At 40.9% G+C, this 21968-nt stretch carries 25 protein-coding genes and 1 riboswitch; of the genes, 4 read left to right on the forward strand and 21 right to left on the reverse strand.

Annotated features, from left to right (window positions below; translation table 11 throughout):
* Positions 1–153: 153 nt before the first annotated feature.
* The 17 genes from trpB to NOL38_RS03065 all read right to left on the reverse strand — a co-directional run bounded on the left by trpB (position 154) and on the right by NOL38_RS03065 (position 13956).
* Entirely contained in the window at positions 154–1329 is a 1176-nt protein-coding gene (trpB, locus tag NOL38_RS02985) for a tryptophan synthase subunit beta (protein ID WP_277941326.1), read from the reverse strand.
* A gap of 819 nt (positions 1330–2148) precedes the next feature.
* Positions 2149–2676 carry a VanZ family protein gene (locus NOL38_RS02990; protein ID WP_002942846.1) on the reverse strand — a complete coding sequence of 176 codons (528 nt, stop codon included), beginning with the start codon at positions 2674–2676 and terminating at the stop codon, positions 2149–2151.
* Positions 2673–3785, reverse strand: coding sequence for a dual-specificity RNA methyltransferase RlmN (gene rlmN, locus NOL38_RS02995; RefSeq protein ID WP_012028433.1), 1113 nt, complete (start codon positions 3783–3785; stop codon positions 2673–2675). The genes NOL38_RS02990 and rlmN overlap by 4 nt, the downstream gene beginning before the upstream one ends.
* A gap of 8 nt (positions 3786–3793) precedes the next feature.
* The gene (locus NOL38_RS03000; protein ID WP_014638483.1) at positions 3794–4435 is read right to left on the reverse strand and encodes a YutD family protein; all 642 of its coding nucleotides are present in this window, start codon (positions 4433–4435) and stop codon (positions 3794–3796) included.
* Between the two features lie 187 nt (positions 4436–4622).
* Complete coding sequence (locus NOL38_RS03005; RefSeq protein WP_172017115.1) at positions 4623–5672, reverse strand: SepM family pheromone-processing serine protease; 1050 nt, start codon at positions 5670–5672, stop codon at positions 4623–4625.
* On the reverse strand, positions 5659–6147 hold the full coding sequence (coaD, locus tag NOL38_RS03010) for a pantetheine-phosphate adenylyltransferase (RefSeq protein ID WP_002939048.1): 489 nt from the start codon (positions 6145–6147) through the stop codon (positions 5659–5661). Before coaD ends, NOL38_RS03005 begins: the two co-directional genes overlap by 14 nt.
* Positions 6137–6676 (reverse strand): 16S rRNA (guanine(966)-N(2))-methyltransferase RsmD, encoded by a 540-nt coding sequence (gene rsmD, locus NOL38_RS03015; RefSeq protein ID WP_172064276.1) that lies wholly within the window; start codon positions 6674–6676, stop codon positions 6137–6139. Before rsmD ends, coaD begins: the two co-directional genes overlap by 11 nt.
* A 298-nt stretch (positions 6677–6974) precedes the next feature.
* Positions 6975–7697: a serine protease gene (locus tag NOL38_RS03020; protein ID WP_277941327.1), complete on the reverse strand. Its 723-nt coding sequence runs from the start codon at positions 7695–7697 to the stop codon at positions 6975–6977.
* A gap of 56 nt (positions 7698–7753) precedes the next feature.
* The gene (locus NOL38_RS03025; protein WP_004194735.1) at positions 7754–8140 is read right to left on the reverse strand and encodes a rhodanese-like domain-containing protein; all 387 of its coding nucleotides are present in this window, start codon (positions 8138–8140) and stop codon (positions 7754–7756) included.
* Entirely contained in the window at positions 8140–8358 is a 219-nt protein-coding gene (locus NOL38_RS03030; RefSeq protein ID WP_004194736.1) for a YqgQ family protein, read from the reverse strand. Before NOL38_RS03030 ends, NOL38_RS03025 begins: the two co-directional genes overlap by 1 nt.
* Positions 8359–8417: 59 nt before the next feature.
* A complete protein-coding gene (locus tag NOL38_RS03035; RefSeq protein ID WP_277941328.1) occupies positions 8418–9017 on the reverse strand; it encodes a response regulator transcription factor in 600 nt (199 codons plus the stop codon).
* Positions 9014–10108 (reverse strand): sensor histidine kinase, encoded by a 1095-nt coding sequence (locus tag NOL38_RS03040; protein WP_277941329.1) that lies wholly within the window; start codon positions 10106–10108, stop codon positions 9014–9016. The genes NOL38_RS03035 and NOL38_RS03040 overlap by 4 nt, the downstream gene beginning before the upstream one ends.
* A gap of 8 nt (positions 10109–10116) precedes the next feature.
* Positions 10117–10848 carry an ABC transporter permease gene (locus tag NOL38_RS03045; RefSeq protein ID WP_277941330.1) on the reverse strand — a complete coding sequence of 244 codons (732 nt, stop codon included), beginning with the start codon at positions 10846–10848 and terminating at the stop codon, positions 10117–10119.
* The gene (locus NOL38_RS03050) at positions 10845–11723 is read right to left on the reverse strand and encodes an ABC transporter ATP-binding protein (RefSeq protein ID WP_277941331.1); all 879 of its coding nucleotides are present in this window, start codon (positions 11721–11723) and stop codon (positions 10845–10847) included. Before NOL38_RS03050 ends, NOL38_RS03045 begins: the two co-directional genes overlap by 4 nt.
* A 134-nt stretch (positions 11724–11857) precedes the next feature.
* Positions 11858–12703, reverse strand: coding sequence for an ATP-grasp domain-containing protein (locus NOL38_RS03055; RefSeq protein WP_277941332.1), 846 nt, complete (start codon positions 12701–12703; stop codon positions 11858–11860).
* A gap of 4 nt (positions 12704–12707) precedes the next feature.
* The gene (locus NOL38_RS03060) at positions 12708–13334 is read right to left on the reverse strand and encodes an SIMPL domain-containing protein (protein WP_105120073.1); all 627 of its coding nucleotides are present in this window, start codon (positions 13332–13334) and stop codon (positions 12708–12710) included.
* A gap of 103 nt (positions 13335–13437) precedes the next feature.
* Entirely contained in the window at positions 13438–13956 is a 519-nt protein-coding gene (locus NOL38_RS03065) for a Dps family protein (RefSeq protein ID WP_024385928.1), read from the reverse strand.
* Positions 13957–14160: 204 nt separating this feature from the next.
* On the opposite strand from NOL38_RS03065, the gene NOL38_RS03070 reads away from it, so the two are divergent.
* From NOL38_RS03070 to NOL38_RS03085, 4 genes are all read left to right on the forward strand, one after another.
* A complete protein-coding gene (locus NOL38_RS03070; protein ID WP_002942806.1) occupies positions 14161–14373 on the forward strand; it encodes a CsbD family protein in 213 nt (70 codons plus the stop codon).
* A gap of 169 nt (positions 14374–14542) precedes the next feature.
* Complete coding sequence (locus NOL38_RS03075; RefSeq protein WP_105150227.1) at positions 14543–14977, forward strand: low molecular weight protein-tyrosine-phosphatase; 435 nt, start codon at positions 14543–14545, stop codon at positions 14975–14977.
* A gap of 131 nt (positions 14978–15108) precedes the next feature.
* Complete coding sequence (locus NOL38_RS03080; protein ID WP_013730506.1) at positions 15109–15531, forward strand: MORN repeat-containing protein; 423 nt, start codon at positions 15109–15111, stop codon at positions 15529–15531.
* The gene (locus NOL38_RS03085; protein ID WP_277941333.1) at positions 15521–17320 is read left to right on the forward strand and encodes an acyltransferase family protein; all 1800 of its coding nucleotides are present in this window, start codon (positions 15521–15523) and stop codon (positions 17318–17320) included. Before NOL38_RS03080 ends, NOL38_RS03085 begins: the two co-directional genes overlap by 11 nt.
* Before the next feature lie 223 nt (positions 17321–17543).
* On the opposite strand, the gene NOL38_RS03090 is transcribed toward NOL38_RS03085, so the two are convergent.
* From NOL38_RS03090 to NOL38_RS03105, 4 genes are all read right to left on the reverse strand, one after another.
* Positions 17544–18197, reverse strand: a complete 654-nt coding sequence (locus NOL38_RS03090) for a phosphatase PAP2 family protein (RefSeq protein ID WP_277941334.1) — start codon at positions 18195–18197, stop codon at positions 17544–17546.
* 24 nt (positions 18198–18221) lie between these two features.
* Positions 18222–18779: an ECF transporter S component gene (locus tag NOL38_RS03095; protein ID WP_277941335.1), complete on the reverse strand. Its 558-nt coding sequence runs from the start codon at positions 18777–18779 to the stop codon at positions 18222–18224.
* 59 nt (positions 18780–18838) lie between these two features.
* Positions 18839–19053: riboswitch (FMN riboswitch) on the reverse strand.
* Positions 19054–19102: 49 nt separating this feature from the next.
* Entirely contained in the window at positions 19103–19648 is a 546-nt protein-coding gene (locus NOL38_RS03100; RefSeq protein WP_014736238.1) for a tRNA (cytidine(34)-2'-O)-methyltransferase, read from the reverse strand.
* Positions 19649–20034: 386 nt separating this feature from the next.
* Positions 20035–21810 carry an oligopeptide ABC transporter substrate-binding protein gene (locus NOL38_RS03105; RefSeq protein WP_277941336.1) on the reverse strand — a complete coding sequence of 592 codons (1776 nt, stop codon included), beginning with the start codon at positions 21808–21810 and terminating at the stop codon, positions 20035–20037.
* Positions 21811–21968: the final 158 nt, after the last annotated feature.

The following is a 21968-nucleotide window of genomic DNA, read 5'->3' on the forward strand; positions in this document are numbered from 1 at the left end:
CTCCAAAGGTTCCCCAAACCTTTTTGTAGCGAACAGGTTCGCTCTATCTCCAACCTCCAAAGGTTCCCCAAACCTTTGGAGCAAGTCTGATTTTGATTTTCATTGAGTATAAAAATTAACCCCTGACGATAAGCAACCGTCAGGGGATTTCTTTTATCTACTCCCCAAATAATCCGCAATAGCCGCCACATCCTTGTCTCCTCGACCGGAAACATTGATAATAATGATTTTATCTTTATCTAGTTGTGGTGCTAATCGAATAGCTTCTGCAATCGCATGAGAAGATTCAATGGCTGGAAGAATTCCTTCTGTACGACTTAAGGTCAAAAGGGCATTAACAGCCTCATCATCTGTTGCTGCGACATAATTAACACGACCAGTTTCCTTATAGTGAGCATGCTCTGGACCGACACCTGGATAGTCCAAACCAGCTGAGATAGAATAGACAGGTGCTACTCCACCATTTTCATCAAAGAGGGAGATTGTCTTCATCCCATCAACCACACCAACTGTTCCCTTAGTCATAGTCGCTGCATGTAGCTCTGTATCAACACCTTTACCAGCAGCTTCTACACCGATAAGCTTGACTGACTCATCTGGTAAATATTGAGAAAATGCACCGATGGCATTGGAACCACCACCCACACAGGCAATAACGTAGTCTGGCAAACGACCTTCTTTTTCTAAAATCTGACGGCGAGATTCTAGACTAATAATCTTTTGAAACTCATGGACAATCGTCGGATAAGGATGAGGACCGACTGCTGATCCCAAAACATAGAAGGCATCTAAATCAGCCATCCATGCACCGAATGCCGCATCAACGGCCTCTTTCAGGGTCTGAGTGCCATCCGTTACAGCATGAACACGCGCCCCCATCATCTCCATTCGGAAAACATTTAGCCGTTGACGTTTGACATCTTCTGCCCCCATATAAACATCACAGCCCAAACCAAATCGTGCCGCAACAGCAGCAGTCGCAACCCCATGTTGACCAGCACCAGTTTCTGCAATCACTCGAGTTTTCCCCATTCTTTTTGCCAATAAAATTTGCCCCAGCACATTGTTTAACTTATGTGAGCCCAAGTGATTCAAATCTTCCCGTTTGAGATAGATTTTCGCTCCACCTAGCTCTTTCGTAAAGGATTCTGCAAAATACAACGGCGTTTCACGACCAGCATAATCTTTCAGATAAGCTTGGTATTCCGCCAAAAATTCTGGATCATTGCGGTACTGTTCAAACGTTTCCTCCAACTGATCCAGCAAAACCTGAATTTGCTCTGGTACAAAACTACCACCAAACTGTCCAAAATAACCTTTTTCTGTCATATAATTCCCTCTTTCAACATTCGCTACAAGAGACCAATAAGGTCAAGAGTTTAATCCTTCTTTACGTATCCTTAATTGCTACGCCATCGTTTCATATTGCTTACCTCGTAATATCTATCATCATCGAAATAGATTGCTTTTTTGATAAGAGACCAAGGCCAGACATAAGTCAAGTTAGACAAGCTGATCGTGACAAAATATAAAAGCAATCTACAAAGACAATGAAAAAGCCCACGCAGGAAAAAACATCCTGCGAGGGCGTCAATGGACACGGTGCCACCTCACTTATGGACTCGACTAGAAAAGTCCATAACTTTTTCTCCTCTAACAAGGAGGCGCACGATAAGGGGTGCGGACCGAATTCTCATTGTTTCGAATTCATCGAACCAAACTCGCTTTACTAAACCAGACAATCCATAAAATGGATACGAATGCTTGTTTGGCATCAGCCCATTTCATAAACCTCTATCATCTATTCACACCAACCATAGACTCTCTAAAGACAAAGTGTTTATTACTTTTTCTGATTACTTGTAATTATACGTTACAAAATCGAAATGGTCAAGTAATTTTTAGAAATTTTCTAAACAATTTGAAAATTCAGTTTCCATTGCCTGAATCCATTAAAAACTAACAAAAAGCCACTCTGCTTAAGTGACTTTCTAAAAAAGTGTATTCACGAGCGAAGCCTCATATCAAAGATAGCTTTAGCTAGTCAAGGTCATTTTTAAGGGAATACTGACTGTATTTCAAAAAAATAACGATATGTAGCTTAAACAATAGCCTTAGATGGACATTCTGAACCTGTGACGGTAGGTTCTAAGACTCCTGTTTGGAAAGGATTATCCCTCTCTTTATCAATGAATAGGTAAAATAGGCTAGTATTCCCCCCATTGTATTGGTCCATAAATCATCGATTTCAAAGACGCGTTGGGCATCAATCAGCAAATCCAGTAGTAATTGTGTGCATTCAATAAAAAGACTGATACAAAAACTATAACGAATCACCGCTCGAAGGCTCCGCCATTCTTCCCTAAGAAACAAAAGAAGAAAAATCAGAGGGAAAAGTAGAAAAATATTAGTGATGTTTTGCAAGAAAATCCACCCTAGGTCCGCCAAACTATCTACCTTGTCCCCGTTAACGATGCTGTTGAAAGGAGTTGGTAAAAGATAGAGACGGCCGATTTGAATAATTCCTGGGGTCGAGAAATCCTTATACTGTGGGTACCAAGTCTGAGGTAGGAAACAAAGTAAAACAATAGCCAGAGCATAGGCTCCAGCTAAGGTCTTACAAATCTGTCTTCCTAGCTTGGTCAAGTTTCCATCTGCTTGGAAGAATTTTCTCATGCTCGAATACCTGCCTTTGCTTTTGCGGCTGCAATACGAGCACGTGCTTTTTCACGGTCTTTCTTGAGCGTATTGGAGCGCAATTGACCACAGGCAGCATCAATATCTGTACCATGTTCCTGACGAACGACACAGTTAACACCATTTTTCTTCAAAACATCAAAGAAAGCAAGAGTACGTTCCTTGGTTGAACGACTGTACTGGTCATGTTCACTAACTGGGTTATAAGGAATCAAGTTGATATAAGACAATTTACGGATGTTCTTGGTCAAATCAGCTAGTTCCTGCGCCTGTTCCACTCCATCGTTGACCTCATTGAGCATAATATACTCAAAAGTCACACGGCGGTTGGTCACTTTGATATAGTCTTCGATTGCTTCAAAAAGAACTTCTATAGGGAATTTGCGGTTAATGCGCATAATGCTCGAACGAAGGTCATTATTTGGCGCATGTAGAGATACCGCCAAGTTAACTTGGACACCTTCACGTGCAAACTCACGAATTTTCGGTGCTAAACCTGACGTAGAAACAGTGATGTGACGGGCACCAATTGCCAAGCCCTTGTCGTCATTAACTACTCGCAAGAAGGTCATAACATTATCGTAGTTATCAAGCGGCTCACCAATCCCCATCACAACGATATGGCTAACACGCTCATTCTGATTGCGCTCATCCAAGTACTTTTGTACCAACATAATCTGAGCCACAATCTCACCGCTAGTCAAGTCACGTTGCTTAGGAATCAATCCAGATGCACAGAATGTACAGCCGATATTACAGCCAACTTGTGTCGTTACACAGACTGAAAGGCCATAGTGCTGGTGCATGAGAACTGTCTCAATCAACATGCCATCTGGCAGTTCAAAAAGGTATTTGATAGTACCGTCCTTAGACTCCTGTACAATCCGTTGCTTGAGCGGATTAACTACAAAATGTTCTTCCAACTTTTCAATCAAAGATTTTGGCAAGTTGGTCATTTCCGCAAAAGATTGGACACGAGAACGGTAAAGCCATTCCCAAATTTGAGTGGCACGGAACTTCTTCTCTCCGTTTTCTAAAATCCAATCAACCAGATTGGCTTGACTAAATGCATAAATTGATGGTTTCATATTTCTCCCTATTTCTGGCGGATAACAAAGTTACGCTTCACTTCATTCATCTCACGCTTGCTCTGCTTACGCTCACGTTTTTGAGAACGCTCTGTTTGACTCGCCTTAACACCAGCATTCTTCATAGTAAAATGACGCTGTTCCGACTGTTTATTTTGCTGCTTCCCTTTTTTCTGACGGTCATTGCGATTACTTTTGTTTTCTTTTGGCGCAATAGGCTCCGTCCGCTGCTGATTTCTGTTCCGATTGCGAGAACGACTCCGCTTCCGACGCGGTCTATCCTCCTCCTCAGCAGGCAAGTCTTGTGGATTCGGATTGGCTAAGACGAAATAAGCACAACCAAAATTACAATACTCCGTCAAATAGTCGTCCAAGCGGCTGATTTTTAAGTCTGATTTAACATTTTTATCATCTGTATAGAATCCCCTTAATCTCAGCTGCTCATTGCCCCAATCTCCCACAATATAATCAAATTTGAGCATGAGTTGTGAAAAACGTTGACCAAAAATCGTCTGGTCAAAAGCATTCTTGTAATCTTCCAAAAGGTCCAATTCAATATTTTCAGATACAACCTTATCTCCGACACGAGCAAAACTCGGACCGGGGTATTTATTATAGTTATACATTTCAGGTGAAATTTCTTTTTTCATTTGTCCTCCTATCTTATAAAATCTTCATACGTAAAAATCATTTGATTAATAATCTATCTGGTCAGAATCTAAATTCTCACACTTAACCTTATCATTATAACACGATTTATCTGGAAATTCTCCTACTTTACCATTTAGGAGAAATTTCTGACAATTATAATATTATTCTCTAGCAAAAAAGGACGATTTACTCGCCCTTCGTTTTCTTCAAATAATCAATGGCATCCTGAGCTGTCTTGACAGGCACAACTTCAATGTCCAAACCTGCCTTTTCAGCAGCTTCTTTAGCCTCTTCATAGTTGGTTTTAGCTGTTGGATCCTCTTTCAAAATCTCTTCATCAACTGGATTGTTTGGTACAAAAAAGATACTTGCTCCAGCCTTGGCTGCAGATAATACCTTCTTATCAGCCCCACCAATGTCACCTACTTTTCCATCCTGTTCGATAGTCCCCGTACCAGCAATAATTCGACCATCACGTAAGTCAGGCTCTGCGAGTTGAGTATAGATGGCAAGTGTAAACATCAGACCAGCACTTGGACCACCAATATCTCCCGTTTGGAAATCAATCGGAATCGAACTTTGAACCTCTGTATGATCTACAAGAGTGATGCCTATTCCGTTTTTGCCATTAGACAATTTGATAATCTTACCGTCCGCAGATTTTTCCTGACCAGCGCTAATATAACCAACTGTTACATCACTTCCAAGTTCCAAGCCACTCACATATTTAATCAAATCAGGAGAAGACTCAAATGTTTTTCCATTGATACTCACAACAGTGTCGGCAATATTAAGAACTTTTTTAAAGGTCGAATCATCCGCCAAGGCAAGTACATAGACACCAAAGAAATCAAGATTGACTTCTTTTCCTGCCAAGGTCAAACCTTGGTACTTCGCCATATTTTGCGATGTCTCCATGTAAAACTGTGCTATACGAAAATACTCTTCATTGTCGGCCCCTCCTGTCATCTCTTCAGAGGAACGAACTGTTGTATAGGGATCAAACTGAGCAGCGAATAGTTGTAAAGCTGTAGCTTGTTGGACTGATACATAGGTGAAGTTGTAAGAGCCATCCTCTTGGTCTATTTGATTGTTCACCGTTAGTACCTGACGAATATCGGCAGCTCCACCTGGACTTTCCAAATAATAAGGCAGACGAACAAAAACGGCAAACCAAATCAAAAGAGTTCCTAAAACAATAGATGCAATTAAGGTTAACTTCCTATTTTTCTTCATTCTTTCTAATCTCCTCACTAACAATTTCTGGAACATAAGGGCCTATATCCTGTTTGAAATACAGCAATTCTCGAACCTGGCTGGATGATACGAACTTAAGCTCTGGCTTGGCGATTAAATAAATAGTTTCCAAATCTGGCGCCAACTGACGATTGTAAAAATCAAAACTTGACTCGTATTCCAAATCGGTCGCATTACGCAATCCTCGGACCAAATGTGTTACTCCATAGCGCTTAGCTACATCGACTACCAATTCATTTTCAGACAGAACGACCTCGATATTCTCCATTCCTACAAAAAGCTTCTCCAAAATGGCTTTTCTCTCCAAACCTGTCAAGAGTCCTGCCTTTTTAGGATTGGTAAAAACTCCCACATATAATTTATCAAATAGTCCACTCGCTCGTTCAATTAAGTCCAAGTGTCCATTGGTAATGGGGTCAAATGAGCCCGTAAACAATCCAATCTTATCTGACATATACTGTTACCTTACTAATTCCGTAGAGTTTCTCTTTCCATATCCCCAGCTCTGCTATTTCCTCCGGAAGAGAGACCGCCTTATCCGTTTCGCAGACTACCATAACATCATCTGCTAGTAAGTCACGGCGACAAAGTTCTGTTATCACATCTTCAATTTCCTGCTCTGCATAAGGAGGGTCCAAGAATACCAGGTCGAAAGGCCCTTCCACACTGTTCAAAGCCTGTCTAGCTTCCATTGCTTGAAGCTGAAATTTATCTGCTTCCTTAGTCATTGCAATATTTTCACGGATAATGGCTTGTGCTCGTCGATCTCGCTCAACCAGAACTGCTGACTCCATGCCACGAGATATAGCCTCGATAGATAAACCACCACTGCCGGCGTACAAGTCAAGAACTCTACCACCCTCAAAATAGGGACCAATCATATTGAACATGGCTCCACGGACCTTATCCGATGTCGGTCTGGTTGTTTTTCCATCTAACGTTTTCAGTGGTCTTCCACCATAGCTTCCCGATACAATTCTCATAAGGTATATTATAGCAAAAAATGAAGCTCGTTGCTGAAACCAAGTGCACTTCCTGCTTTCCTTTTTACACCAACTTTTTCATCCTCCTATCAAATACACTCTCAACCGCTATAGCAGGAAATCATTCTCGCACTATTCAACAAAATGATAAAAATAAAAAGCAAGGAAATTCTGTTTTACGCGAAATTCCTCACTCTTATCGTATGTATTTAAACTAGATCGTTACAAGAAAAAATTGGTGTTGAAATACAAATAGCTATTTTTTCCAGTATGCTAATACACCCCGTAGCTAAAAAGCCTACGGATTATCTGGCGAACTCTCGTCAGCTGTTGGAACTGTTTCTACTGACTCAACCAGGCTAGTTGTTGAATCCGTCGTTTCCGCCGGTGTTTCAGAAACCGTTGGAGTCTCTACCACAGGCGCTCCTTCACTAGTCGGAGGGACTGAAGTACTTGTACTAGTTGACGCCACGCTGCTTGTATACTGGCTTGTTGAACTCACACTTTGATTTCCATATATATTTTGATTAGGCACTACATAGGATTCTTGTGAGGTCTCACTAGCTTCAGCAAGGTCCGTTGACTGACTAGTCCCTGTTTCAGATACTTTTTTCTCATCTGCTACTTTTTGGGCTGCTTCCGCTCTGACCAACTCCGCTTTTAGCTTAGCCTGTGTTTGAGCATCTGTCTGCTGTCCCACTAGCTCTTTTACTCGGTCAATCCGTTTCTGTAATGCTGCTTTTTTAGTCGCATCCGTAACCTTGTTTACTGCAGATTGTGCCTCTGCAAGTTTCTCTTCAGTATGTGTTCCTTCTAATACAATGACAGCATTCTCAGCATCCTGAAATAATGTATCAACCGTTTTTTTCTGATTGGGCACTTGCTGTACTGTCTTTGTATCACTTGTTTCGCTTTGGGCATTTTTATACCAACTAGCGCCTAAGCTAATCAATAAAATAAGTCCCATAAAAGAAATAATGCCAATTTCTGCCAATGACAACTTTTCAAATTTCTTTTCCATATTTTTGCCCTTATCCGTCTTATTACATAAGAAAATACTCTAGCCTACTGACAATGCTACTTAGTCGTTTTTACCTTACCATTCCATCCGTTTAGACCATAGCTTAAAATATAGATTTCGTTAAAGCCCTGTTTCTTCAGATGAAGAGCTGCAGGCGTTACCAACTGACCACGATCATTCTCATAGATTAAGACAGGTCTGTCCTTACGCAAAGCAGCTGTAGACTGGCGCAATTGCTGGTAAGGAATATTTCTCGCGCCTAAGATATGCTTACGATTAAACTCACTCGGGTCTCGCAGGTCAATCAACTGACCTCCGTGTATCTTTTCTGCAAATTCTGCATTATCAATCACAGTCGCTGCACGACGCAATCTCCAGTAATTAAAACCCATCCAGGCTCCCAATACTGCCAAAAATACTAAAAATACCCAAAATGTTTCCATCACTCATTCTCCCTTGATTTCTGATACTCTAATTCCAAACGATGTTCACGCCTCAAAACAAGCTCTGCTTCCATATATTCCAACCGATCTAAGACGCCTGCCTGATAGATTCTATTTAATTCTATCTGCATCATTTCAATATCGTAGAGACGGTTGCCCATATAGACAATTATACCAAACCGTTTGAGTAATTGTTGCACATCGTAAAGTCGTTTCATAGGAAAATTTTAGCAAAATATCAGAAGATTTTCAAGGGGAGGAGTAAATTTCCTACCAACTACAACCAGCCCTTTTCCTGTGCCACCTTAACAGCGGCGGTGCGGTTTTCGGCACCTAGCTTGGACAGGATAGAGGTCATGTAGTTTCGGACTGTCCCGTCAGACAGGTGGAGCTGGCTGGCAATTTCTTTATTGGATAGACCCTCTGCCACTAGCTTGAGTAGTTGACTTTCCAAGTTGGTCAAGGGACTGCGTTGGGTTAGGAGAATGTCCATCAACTCTGGCGAATATTCCTTCCGCCCCGCCAAGACCGTTTCAATGGTCCGCATGAGGTCTGCGATGGAGCGTTCCTTGAGCACATAGGCATCCACATCTGCCTTGACCGCCCGCTCGAAATAGCCCGGTCGCTTGAAGGTGGTCATGATGACAACCTTGACAGGCAAGGCTTGCCCCCGCACCCATTCCAAGACATCTAGGCCCGTCTTTTCAGGCATTTCTATATCTAATAACACCACATCTACTGGCTCTTTTTCCAAAAGAGCAATGGCCTGGCTGCCATTTTCTGCCTGTAAAACAGCCTCAACCGTATCTTGAAAACCCAAGAGCTGACAGAGGGCGTCCCGCAGCATTGCTTGATCTTCTGCGACTAAGATTCTCATTCTACCACCTCCTCAAACGGAATTCGGATGGACAGGCGGGTGGGATTTGCCAGAGAAAGAAACTCCAAACTGCCTTTCACCGTTACCAACCTGTCCTTTATGGTATGCAATTCCTGACCAGTCAACTGGGTAAAACCCACACCGTTGTCTTCGTAGTGCAAAACCAATTCTTGCTGGTCTTTTTCAAAAACCAAACGGCATTTGCTAGCCTGGCTGTGCTTGAGCAGGTTATTGGCCAACTCTCTCAGCACCATAGCCAGCTTGTTCTGGACGGGCAAGCTGAGCTGCTCTGCTATTTCCCCGCCCAAGACGACCAAATCCACTCCTGCCAAGTCCAACATCTGCTGCAAAATCTGGAGTTCCTCTGCCACGGTATGCTGCTTGAGGGACTGGACAATCTGACGGACCTCCTGCATGGAGTCCTTAGCCAAGGTCTGAAGGTCTGCCACCTCCTTCTTGGCCTGGTCTATCTGATCATGGTCTAAAAGTGTCTGGACCAACTCGGCCTTGACAGATAGCATGGCAAAGACATGGCCCAGGGTGTCGTGTAAGTCCTGACCGATACGGTTGCGTTCGTTCTCAGCTAGCAAGAGGTTAATGGAAGCATTCTGCTCCTGTAGGCGTTGCTGAAGGGCTGCCCGCTTGGTCTCAATCCAGCTGAAAATCAGCAAGGCCAAGCCGAAAAAGTGGATAACAAGTGCAAAGGCTCTCATCTCAAAAGGAACAGGGCCAAAGAGAGCCCATAGGATAATAGCCAGCAACAAAAGCCCGTAGGACACCGTCCGATAGGTCGGTCGATTCTCTTTATAATACCAGCCCAGCATATTGGACAGGTTAAAGATGAAGAGGGAAAATTGCAGATTGCCCCAAAAACTCATGACGGCGATATAGCCAATCAGGTAAAACCAAGCCAGCATGGAATAGAGCTTGTGGTCGGTATAAAAGAGGGAGCAATAAACCAAGGCAAAGAGAATAGTCGCTAGGACAACTGCCGTCGGATTGGGACTATACTGGGCATAGTAAAAGGGAAAATAGAGAAAGACCATGCCCACGAAGAACATGAGTGGTACCTTTCTTTTTTCAAAAATCATGGCTTACCTCACTGTTGCTCCGATTTTCTATTCAGAACTAGAGCAATTCCTAAGAAAATTATGGCATATCCTAGGACAATTAGCAAGGATTTCCAGAGAAAATCTCTCTCTTGGGCATAGGTGGTCACCAGCTGGTTGACATGGTAGCTCGGCATGAGTTTGCAGATCCGCTGTACCCAGTCAGGAAAGAGGGAAACAGGCATCCAAGAGCCACCCATGATGGCCAGAACAAAATAAAGCAAGTTGGCCACCACCGACATGGTTTGTTCCGACTGAATTTGCACCAAGAGCAAGCCGATGGCTAAAAATACGATAGAGGTTACAAGGAGTATGAGTGCGGACACGACCCATTCCTGAGCTGACAAGTTTACTCCCTTGACCAAGCCACCGACCGCAAAGACAATGGCAATGGAAGATACAAAGCAGAGCAAGACCCGCACCAGTTTGGACAGGTAGTAGTGCCAGATTGGCAGGGGAGAATGCTGGATAAAGGTCAACCAGCTATTCTTTCTGTCCTCTGCCAGCATCATGGGAAAGGTGAAGAGGGCAAAGCCCGACATGGAAAAGCCTGTCATAGTCAGCATGTAGGACTGGATAAAGGCCTTTTGCATGGCCGCATCGTCAAACTGGACCGTTGATGAAAAAATCAGGAAAAAGATGACAGGCATGCCGATAGACAGGAGAAATACTCCCAAACTTCTGGATAATTTTACCGCCTCTACTTGAACTAATGCTTTCATGATTCTTCCTCCCTCGTCTTGTCAAATAGGCTATTGAGCAGGGTCTTATTCTGCACTTCCAGGTCTGAAATCCGACAACCTGCCTCCTGCAAACTAGCCCAAACCTGCTCAATAGCTCGGGTCTTAAAGCTGACCGTGTCTTGTTTGTAGCTGATCTCATTGATTTCAGCCAAGCTCTCCACCGCCGCCGCAAAGGCAATCGGCAATGTCACTTCTTTTTCTTGCTCCTCGCTCCGCATAGCAAATGGCGTGGTATCTCTTAGTAACCGCCCCTGGTGCAAGACCAAAATCCGCTCCGCCGTATGCTCCACTTCCTCGATATAGTGGCTGGTATAAAAAATAGTCACACCCTGATCCTTGAGTTCATGGACAATCTCCCAAAAACGCTGGCGGGTCGAAGTATCCATGCCCGCCGTCGGCTCGTCCAAAAAGAGCAACTTGGGCTTGCCAATCAGACAGATGACGAAAGCCAAGAGCCGCTTCTGACCACCCGATAGCTTGCCGGCCAGTTGATTTTTTTGCTCTGGGGAAAAGCAGAGCAGGCTGTCGATTTCCACATCTGTCAGACTATCCTTGTAGATGGCTTGGAAAAAGCGGAGCAATTCCTTGACCTTCAGGTCTGTCGGGATAGCATTTTCTTGTGGTAAGACTGCTACCTTTTCCTTATTAGACTGAGCCTGTGGAGCCAAACCGTCCAACAAAACCTGCCCTTTCGTTGCCTTCCTATCTCCCAACAAACAAGACATAAGCGTCGTTTTCCCAGCCCCATTTGGACCGATTAAAGCCACACATTCCCCAGACTTGATTTCAAAGGAAATATTGGACAAAATTGTCCGTCCTTTGATGACTTTTTCCAGTGCTTGTACTTCTATCATTTTTCTACCTCCTACTTCTTGAACATCTTACATAGACAGTATATCTCGAAAAAGGAGACCCCACTAGAAGCCTTTGTCATTGACTCATGTGACAAATGTCATATATGAAAAAGAGCTCGCTAAGTTCGAGCTCTTTATGACATTGATGATAATTTTTTGAAGAAGAGGGAATAATCTTGGTTAAAAGATAGACCTGAAACTTGACCATCTCCAGTTTCTAGTATCTTCCAACTCCCATCTTCTAACTCCGCAAAATCAACAGTATAAAATGGACTAGGTAAATCCCTATAACGATTGATTAAATCTTCTGGTGGCCAAAGTGTCGGGGTAGGTTGGTGACTATTTTGACTAATTGATAGTATGGAATTTTTATAGAAAAATACTCTGTACTCATTCGTACGTTCACCATAATACTTCAAAGGTAGTATCTCTTTTAGACAAAGCCCTCCTGTGAACAAGTTACCTCTGAGATCATAGAAAGTATCAAATAATTGTTCCAATTCTTCCTGACTGATTTCCGAAGAAATTTTAGACGGAATTTGCGAACCTTTTACAGATTTTACATAATCTTTAATCATAAACTCACTAAAGTGCTTACGAATTTCACTAATTACTGGTTTCCGATTTGCTGGATAGATTAAAGTAGAAGCCGTATCTTGCTTAATTAAAGGATAAACTTTAGGAAATAAATGAAGCGCCTCATACTCTTTTGGTTGTGTTACTAAATCCAATCCATGTTCTGCCAATTGTTCGAAGAAAGTTCGATAGTCTTCTGGTTTCATCATCCAGCCTCGATAAATGCACATTTGACGTTTTTCCACCTTCTTGGATAACTTTAACTTTCCATCCTCAAACCAGGATAAATTATCAAATAGTAAAATTTCGAAATATTCTTTAGCAGCTTCATACTCAGCTTGTAATCCCTCATCAACTTGATTCTTCTGAAAAACATCAGAAGGAAACAAAAGTACTGGTTTCATATTTTTACTCACAATTCCACACAATTTCAACTTCTTTGCTGAGACGCTCTTCTGGTTTTGAGAGTTCTGTGAACGATACCTTTGGACTAGAACTAAATTCCTGTTCGCATTCCATCCAATCAATCCTTTCCAATGGCTCTGAAGAATGCCAAGAATTGTTTTTGACTTCTATAATTCCTTTTAGAGTTTGGTTAGAATATTGAGCAATTTTTTCCGCTTTTTGCTTGGAATCCAATACTGCCTTCTCTAACAATCTCTCCTCAATTGCCTGAGGATTGCTATGGTAGTAACCAACCATGTATTCTGGATAATAGTCCGATGTCGCTAATAACTGAACAATTCGGTCACACAATTCTAAATTTAATGGAACAGCTATTGAAAAACTTCTTCTGCATTCTCCGACTTCATCATCTAAAAAATTCTGGAAATCAATTTCTTCTTCATGTAAGCGAACGGCCTGCAAATCTCCAAGTAATGTCTTTAAGTCAGCTAATAGCTGCTCTGTATTTTCTCGCAGAACAGCTATTGCTCGTTTAGGACTGTTTTCACGACTATTGATGGTAATCCGAATTTTCATCAAATCCATTTCTACATACTCTATCGCTTTTCCGGTTACAACTATTTTTCCCATTTCTATTCTCCTCGTAAAATAAGTTTATGGAGAAGTTTCAATCCCAAATTTTTAATAATTGTTAGTAGCCTTCAAAGAGTCCTACTATGGACCCTTCATCTGTTTACAACTTAGGAGCTTGACCAAGCTCTGCCTGCAGCATCCAAATATGTTTTTCAATACTAGCCTTAGCCACATTGAAAATGTCGTTGGTTACGCTGTCACCTTCTTCATCACTGACATCAAACCCCTTTTGGAAAAGAGCAGCCAGATAGCGGAACACCTCTACCACACGCGCCAATTGCTCTTCAATCGTTACATTGTAATCACCAGGAACTTCCTTGAGCTGACTATTTTCACTAAACTCTTTAAGGGTAGAAAATGGTGCCCCACCTAAGGTGATTAAACGCTCACTCATCTCATCCAAATAACCATCAATTTCTTCCATATATTCATCCATCTTTGGATGCCAAATCATAAAGCCACGACCACGCATATACCAGTGAACTTGATGGAGGATTGAATGGGCTACTGATAAATCGGCCACCGCTTGATTCAAAACAGCCTTAGAATCAGCCAGTGATGGACGCGGGCTGAAAGACGCAATTTCTGCTGGAGATTGATAATATTTTTGTTTCATCATATATCACCCTTTCTTTTATTTATAATTATTATAAATAAAAGAAGAAAAAATTGCAAGAATGATCCCTCATCCTCCTTTGGCTTATTGACAGACAAATCCCTTGCTATATTAACTTATATACGATAGACTAGTAAGTAAGAATAGTATGTGATTTTCTTTTTAGAAAATCATCGCCCCCATATGTGTATATCAAGGAGGGATTTTATGTCAGAAGAAAAATTTGACGCAAAACTAGAACAGCTATCTGGCTCTGCAAAAGAGGTAATTGGTAAGCTGACCGGCGACAAGGAAATCGAAGTTGAAGGACTTGTTGAGAAAGGAATTGGCAAAGCAAAAGAGCTAGTCGAAGATGCAAAAGATGGGCTTGAAGGTGCCATTAATGGCATCAAAAATGCTTTCGACAAAGAAGAGAAATAAACAAAGAGTTCAATATAGGTAGGATTGGTCGTGCACTGTTTGATAATGAACATTACACTTAATTTGGTCTTTTACCTATAGCCCGAACAAAAATATGCAAGAGAGGGGAACTCAGACATTTACCTGTCGAGTCTGCCTTCTCTTTTCTTATGCCACGAAAGGAGAATCTATGAAAAAAATCGTTTTTGTCTGTCTTGGAAATATTTGTCGTAGCCCTATGGCTGAATTTGTCATGAAAGATTTGACAAATCAATTTCACATTGAAAGCCGTGCTACTTCAAACTGGGAACATGGTAATCCTATCTACCCTGGAACACAGAAAATTTTCCAAAAGCACAAGATTCCCTATGACAAGACCAAAACTTCTCAACAAATCTCTCAAGCAGACTTTGAGGAATTTGATGTTATCATCGGTATGGACAGCAATAATGTCCGAGATTTACAGAAAATGGCACCAGCACATGCCCAAAATAAGATTTTTCAATTCGCAGAAAAATCCGTACCAGACCCTTGGTATACTGGAGATTTTGACGAAACCTACGAAATGGTAAAGAAAGGTTGTCAAAACTGGTTGGACAGGTTACAGTCATTTGACCAAGAATAAGATTTTCTATGTAATATTTTTGTAATATTTGTAAAAAAATGGTAAACTATTTCTGACTGAACTGATAATTTCTTACTGTATCCTAGAAAGAACTGATTAGCGTCGGTCAAATCCTATGAAAGAGTAAAACGATGAAAGAGTTCAAATTACCTAGCATAAAATGGCATGATATAACAAGTCATTTCACCCGTCCAAAACTTGAAATCCTCTCCCTTATTATCATCCTCATCTGTGCCCTCTCTGTATTTACAGGGCGAATTGCCAGCAAGCAAGCCATGACTTTCAATAATGGCGCCCTGCAGTACAACGGTTATGTGGTCGCAAATAAAATGAATGGTCAAGGAAAATTGACCTTTGATAATGGAGATGTCTACGAGGGGCAATTTAAAAATGGAATTTTCCACGGTCAAGGAACCTACACATCTGCAAGTGGGTGGGTTTATACCGGGCAATTTAAAAACGGCTACGCCGATGGAAAAGGAAAATTGACCACCGAAGGACAAGCTACCTACGAAGGAACTTTTAAACAGGGGATTTATCAATATGAAAATTAAATGGTTATCCGTTATACGTGTGATTGGATTAGTCTTTGTCCTACTCTATCATTTCTTTATCAAATATTTCCCAGGTGGCTTTGTGGGGGTTGACCTCTTCTTTACCCTGTCTGGATATTTGACAACCGCCCTTTTGATTGATGAGTTTGCAAAACATAAAAAAATAGATATTGTCAGCTTTTTCAGAAGAAGGTTCTATCGGATTCTCCCCCCTCTGGTTTTAACGATTCTTTTGGTCCTTCCACTTGCTCTGCTTGTCCGCAATGATTTCATTGCCAATATCGGCAATCAGATAGCCGCTGCGCTCGGATTCATGACAAACTTCTTTGAAATTCTATCAGGTGGTAGTTACGAGAATCAATTTTCACCTCATCTATTTGTGCATACTTGGACACTAGCCATAGAAGTTCAGTATTACCTTGTCTGGGCTGGTTTAGTTTGGTATCTGACTCGCATCTCAAAAAGTGTGGGGCAACTACGTGGATCAATTTTTCTAACATCTATAAGCCTCTTCTCGCTAAGTTTTTTAGCAATGTCTATCTCAAGTTTCTTTGTAGATAATTTCTCAACCATTTACTACTCGAGCTTCACACATACCTTCCCATTCTTCCTCGGAAGCATTCTCGCAACCATCGCCGGTATCGGAAATACAACAACTGCCTTCCAGCAACAAGTGAATACATTGACTATCAAACAAGCTATAGGTCTGTTTCTTGGAGGACTAGGAGTAGAACTTCTTCTTCTCTTTACTCTTCAATTCAGTTCCATCTGGACCTATCTAATTGGTTTTCTTCTATCCAGTTTAGCTACAGCAACTATGATTTTTGCTGCTCGGGTACTTCACGAGAAAACCGAAGATGTCAAAGAACCTGCAATTATCCTCTTCTTTGCAAGTATTTCTTATGGTATCTACCTCTTCCATTGGCCCTTGCTCATTATCTTTACACAACTGACAAATGCCACTATCGCTGCGGGATTATCCTTTGTTTTTTCTACTATCCTATCAACTATTTCCTTCTATATTCTAGAACCATATATTGCTGGAAAAGTAGGAAGCTTGTTTGGATTAGCCATAGATTTGGAACCATATAAAAAATGGCTTCTTGGTAGCTTTGCTTGCTTGACCATAGTTGGCTTAGGTATCTGTCTGTTTGCACCAAAATTAGGAAGTTTTGAACAAGAGAGCATGGTTAGCAATCTTTATCAAGCTCAGACCCAACTAAATACAACACGATCTGCCGCTGAAAACGCTAAAGCTACTAGTTTTGAAATTCAAAAAGGAGTTATCATCTTTGGCGATTCTGTTACTGTTCGCGCTAGTTCTGCCATACAGACCGCGCTACCAGATGCACAGATCGATGGAACTGTCAGTCGAAATCTCTCTGAAATTGCTAAATTGATAAATCTTTATAAGCAAAATAATAGCTTGAAAGAGACTGTAGTTGTAGCCCTAGGTACAAATACTACGGATAATTATCAGGAACTACTAGACCAGCTAGTCAAAGATTTTCCTAAAGGACGTCGCCTTATTTTTGTCACTCCTTACGATGGAAACTTCACTCCGAGCGAATCCATTTCCTATCAAACTGGTCAATACGAGAAAGAATTGGCTGAAAAATATGATTACATTTCCATTGCAGACTGGTATCAAGTTGCAAAGGATAATCCACCAATTTGGTACAATACCGACCTTGTTCATTTCAATCTTGAAAGTAATGGAGGCGAAGTATTCGCCCAAATGATAAAAAATGCTGTTGAAGCCGTTGCTGATGGCCCAATCAAAAACTAGATTTATACATCATTATCCTCTGAGAATTTCTCGGAGGATTTTTGCACTATTTTCCTATAAGTCCAGCGCGAACTCTAAGAAATGGCGCTGTGCCTGAGCTCAGTCTCAATAAATCTTGTGAAATAAGCCACTTCTACAAAGGACGGAAAAGCGAAGTAACGATAATAGAAAGATGACAAGTTAAAACTCCTACCTTTTACAGTAGGAGTTGGTGTCAAATTAACTATTTTTGCTTACTTTGGAAACGCCATTCAAAGCGTTTCTGATCGTAAAATGGATACATCATTTGTAAAAGAGTGACGGCAAGTAGCCAACCACCGATAATATCTGTCGGATAGTGAACCCCAATATAGATACGGGATACAGCTACCAGGACAGCAAGTAGAATCAACATGGCTTGTAGCACAAGTCTAGCTATGCCTTTCTTCATCCTCTGGTGAACAATAATAACAACTGCTCCTGCAATCATCATAGTTGATGCAGTATGCCAGCTAGGAAATGAGTAACCGATAGTATCAATCAACCATTCAATACTTGGACGCGGACGTTGGTAGACATATTTCAGGGCTGTGGATGCCACACCCATCGCCGCAAAACTAGCAAGTAGGAAATAAGCTTCTATCTTCCATTTTTTATAGTAGTAAAAGATAGCAGCTAGAATCAAGGTAATAGCTAAAATAATAACTGTATTTCCTAAAACAGTAATAGAGGTCCAAAATTGACTGGCTCCACTTGGTAAATTTCCACGAATGGCAGACTGGACAGTCGAGTCAAAACCTGCTAGGGTAGTAGGATAAAATTTTACTACATAGCCCAATATCACAAAGACCAGAGCAAAAAAAGATGCGTTTCGTAAATGGATTTGTTTATTCTTCATACAGTATAGTTTACCTTATAAAGGTTAAACTTTCTTAAAAATAGGTTGGGCTGCTTTGTAACAGATATAAAATATTGCTGAAAGCACAATCCCTTGTAAAAGATTAAAAGGAAGTACCATCATCAAAAGATAGTTAGTCAGACCCAAGATTTCTTTAATATCAAAATTTGCAAAGGCTGCATAGACAGGCACCGCATAAACGTAATTTAATACCAGCATCACTGCTGTCGAACCAAGCGTCGCAACAGCTGATGCTTTTAAATAATTTTTTATCGTTTGTTCATTTTTCCAGAAATAAGCTACTGCTAAAATGAAAACTGACATAGCTGCAATATTCATCGGTAAGCCAATAATAGTCGATGGTCCTTGATTATTTAAAATCAGTTTGAGAAAAGTTCGTACCAAAAGGATAGCAAAACTAGACTTCATATCTAGAACAAGCAGACCAAATAAAATCGGTACGAGAGAAAAATCCACTTCCAGGAAACTGGCTGTTGGAATCAGCGGAAATTTCAAATACATGAGCAGAAAGGATACTGCTGAGAGAATGGCGATAATCGTCATTTTGCGTGTGTTTGTCATAAGGTTCCTCCAATTTTTGAAAATTGAAGAAGCGTGGAAGAGCAGGCAAAAAGCCTCCACTTCGTCTTCTCCCATCCAGACTTTACTGTCGGTTGTGGAATTGCACCACATCAGCTTTCGCTCGCAGACTACCAACGGTCTATTTTGTTCTAATACTGCGTTAGCTCATCTCGACATACATTCAGTATGGTCTTCGATTCGCTGCCTAGTCTTAAAACAAATTACCACGTTTTACACTGCCGGTCGGGAATTTCACCCTGCCCTGAAGACTATTTCATCATACCAAAAAAGCCTTGCATTTGCAAGAGCTTGGTAAGTTTTCACTATTTTAACTTGTCCCCATCATAGGTGTGAACCAAATCTAGACCAGCGAACTGTTGCTGCCGAAGAGCCTCATATACAATCATACACGCTGTATTAGAGACATTAAGACTACGCACATGTTCATCATTCATTGGAATACGGATAGCCTTCTCTGGATGTTCACGCATAAAATATTCTGGCAAGCCCTTATCTTCACGGCCAAATAAGAAATAATGAATGTTCCCATCATTATAGTCTTCATCCGAATAGGTTTTATCAGCAAATTTAGATACTAAGTGAACACGTCCTTGTTTGCTGGCATAATCCATGAATTCTGCTAAATTGTCATAAAAGCGAACATCTAACTTATCCCAATAATCTAGTCCTGCACGTTTCATCTTACGGTCATCAATTGGAAATCCCATAGGCTTAATGATATGGAGTGGACTATTGGTTGCAGCACAAGTTCGAGCAATATTGCCTGTATTCTGTGGAATCTGTGGTTCAAATAAGACAATGTGGTTTTTGGCTGTTTCTTCTATATACTCTAATGTTTCAATATTCATAAGGACCCCTCTGGTGACATTTCACTAAACACGAATACCCTTCGAAAATCAAATCCAAACCATGTCAGCTTCATTTTGCCGTATACCAGTACAGTCTGCTGCTTATTTTCTAGTTTCTTTTTTGATTTTCATTGAGTAAAAAGACTCGACTGTCTCCTATGGCAAGAAAGACAAAAAAATAGCCACACTGCCCGGAGTCAAGCTCAGCAAACAGCATGGTGAATGATGATTCATTCACTTAACTCACAACAGGTTTGAGTTAAATCAATGAAATCGTGATACTATTGTAGCTTAAAGAAGGCTGAAAATCAAGAGTTTTGCCGCATTTTTTTCAAATTTTCATAGAAAATGAAAAAGGAGAGCAAATAAACTCCCCTTTCTTACATTTATTCTGCTGTAATCCCTTTTTCCGCAGTTAACTCAAGATTTTCATGACCTGATTTACTGTCCGAACCGATATAAACGTCGTAATATTTAACCCGTTTGTTAACGGCAGTAATACTTTCACGTTCAAAGGTTGGAATTGCAAAGGCTTGTTCGAAGGCATATTCTTGCCAAGCTTTGTAGTTTTCAATATTTTTTTGTTCGTCAAATGACTCAGCAGAGGTAATTTTATTTAAAAGTGCTGTGTTTTCATCTGAAACGAAGCGAGTATAGTTGTACATAGCTTCAGGTCCCCACAATGATGTCGGGTCTGGATCTAGGCCAGCGATCCAAGCAGCAAGATAGACATCAATCCCCTCATCATTGGCAGCAATTGATTCATAGAAAGTATTGTACTCAATAGTTCTTCCTGTATAGAGTTCCACATTCAAACCAATTTCTTTCCACCATGTAAGGTATTGCTGTACCATAGTTTCTTGCGTTTCGGTTGATTTCTGTGCTGCAACACTGATGGTAAGCGATTTTCCATCAGCATCTTCACGCATACCGTCTCCATCTACATCTTCATATCCTGCTTCATCGAGAAGTTTTTTAGCCTTTTCAGGATCATAACTATAGCCAGCTAATTCTGAATCATGAACATCTCCAAAGAAAGAGATAATTAGTGAGTTTGTCGGGTGATACAAGCCGTTATATAATTTCTCTCCAATCACCGCATTGTCCAATGCATATCCCATTGCTTGACGCAATTTAACATTATTCATCTTAGCATTAGGATTGGTCACATTCTTACCACTAGCATCATCGTACTTACCAAGATTAAAGCCAATATAATTGTAAATACCATCCAGACTACCTAGTAAAGTAATATTAGATAAGTCCTTGTAAGATTCGTACTGGTCTGTTGGCATATCAGCAATATCATAATTGCCTGCTCTCATTTCTGCAACAATCGTATCTGGTGAAACAATATCAATCCTGTAACTATCTAGCTTAACTTTCCCTTTAAAGTAGTACTCATTTGGTACATAGGTCACCGACTCGCCATTGACAATTTCCTTGACCTTATAAGGGCCCATACCGACAACTTTTGCCGTACGAGAATACTCACTTGATTCCCAATCTTTGACTGCAATGTCTTTAAAAATGTGTTTCGGCATGACTAAATAAGGTACTCCACCACCAGCATACATCATGGATGGAGACATGTCTTTCACTGAGAGGACAACCGTATAATCATCAACCTTCTTAACACCTGAAATTTCACTTGCTGTTCCAGCCTGAAATTCTTCAAAGCCAATGATATTTGTATAGGTAGTATCTGCACGAACCCCTGTATAGTCTGGACTAGCTAGTTGTTCGATTGTGAAAATATAATCATCAATGGTGAAGGCTTGCCCATCGGACCACTTATAGTCCTTGCCTGTCAAACTAACGGTAACTGTCTTTGCGTCTACATCAAACTCTGCCTTAGCAAGGCCTGAATCGTCTAGCTTACGAGCTGAATCATATCCAAACATAGAAATATCAACCATGTCTGCAAAGGTTGAGTCTACCGCCGTTTGCGATAATTCATCAATTAAGATACCGGTCGAAGGTGCCGAAGCTACCAAGGCATATTTGAGACTTCCGCCTTCAATAGTTTGTCCTTCGTGTATCACTTCTGAGTTAAATGTCAGAGCAACATCGCTCGTCTTTTCTTTAGTTTGACAAGCTGTTAACGTTGCAATAGAAAGCAGACCGATACCAGTTAAAGCGATGTTTTTCATTCTTTTCATATCCCTACCCCATTTATTTATTTTGAATAGTATAGCACGATTTAGCATAAATATGCAACTACCTTACCAACAATATTCGCCTTTGAGTATTCTCACTTTTTTCCATTTTAACTAAAAATAGCAGTGAATAGAGGTAAAAAAGAGTACCTCCTCAGCCA

Origin of the sequence: Streptococcus suis, from assembly GCF_029616525.1 — a bacterium.
Lineage (GTDB): Bacteria > Bacillota > Bacilli > Lactobacillales > Streptococcaceae > Streptococcus > Streptococcus suis_AF.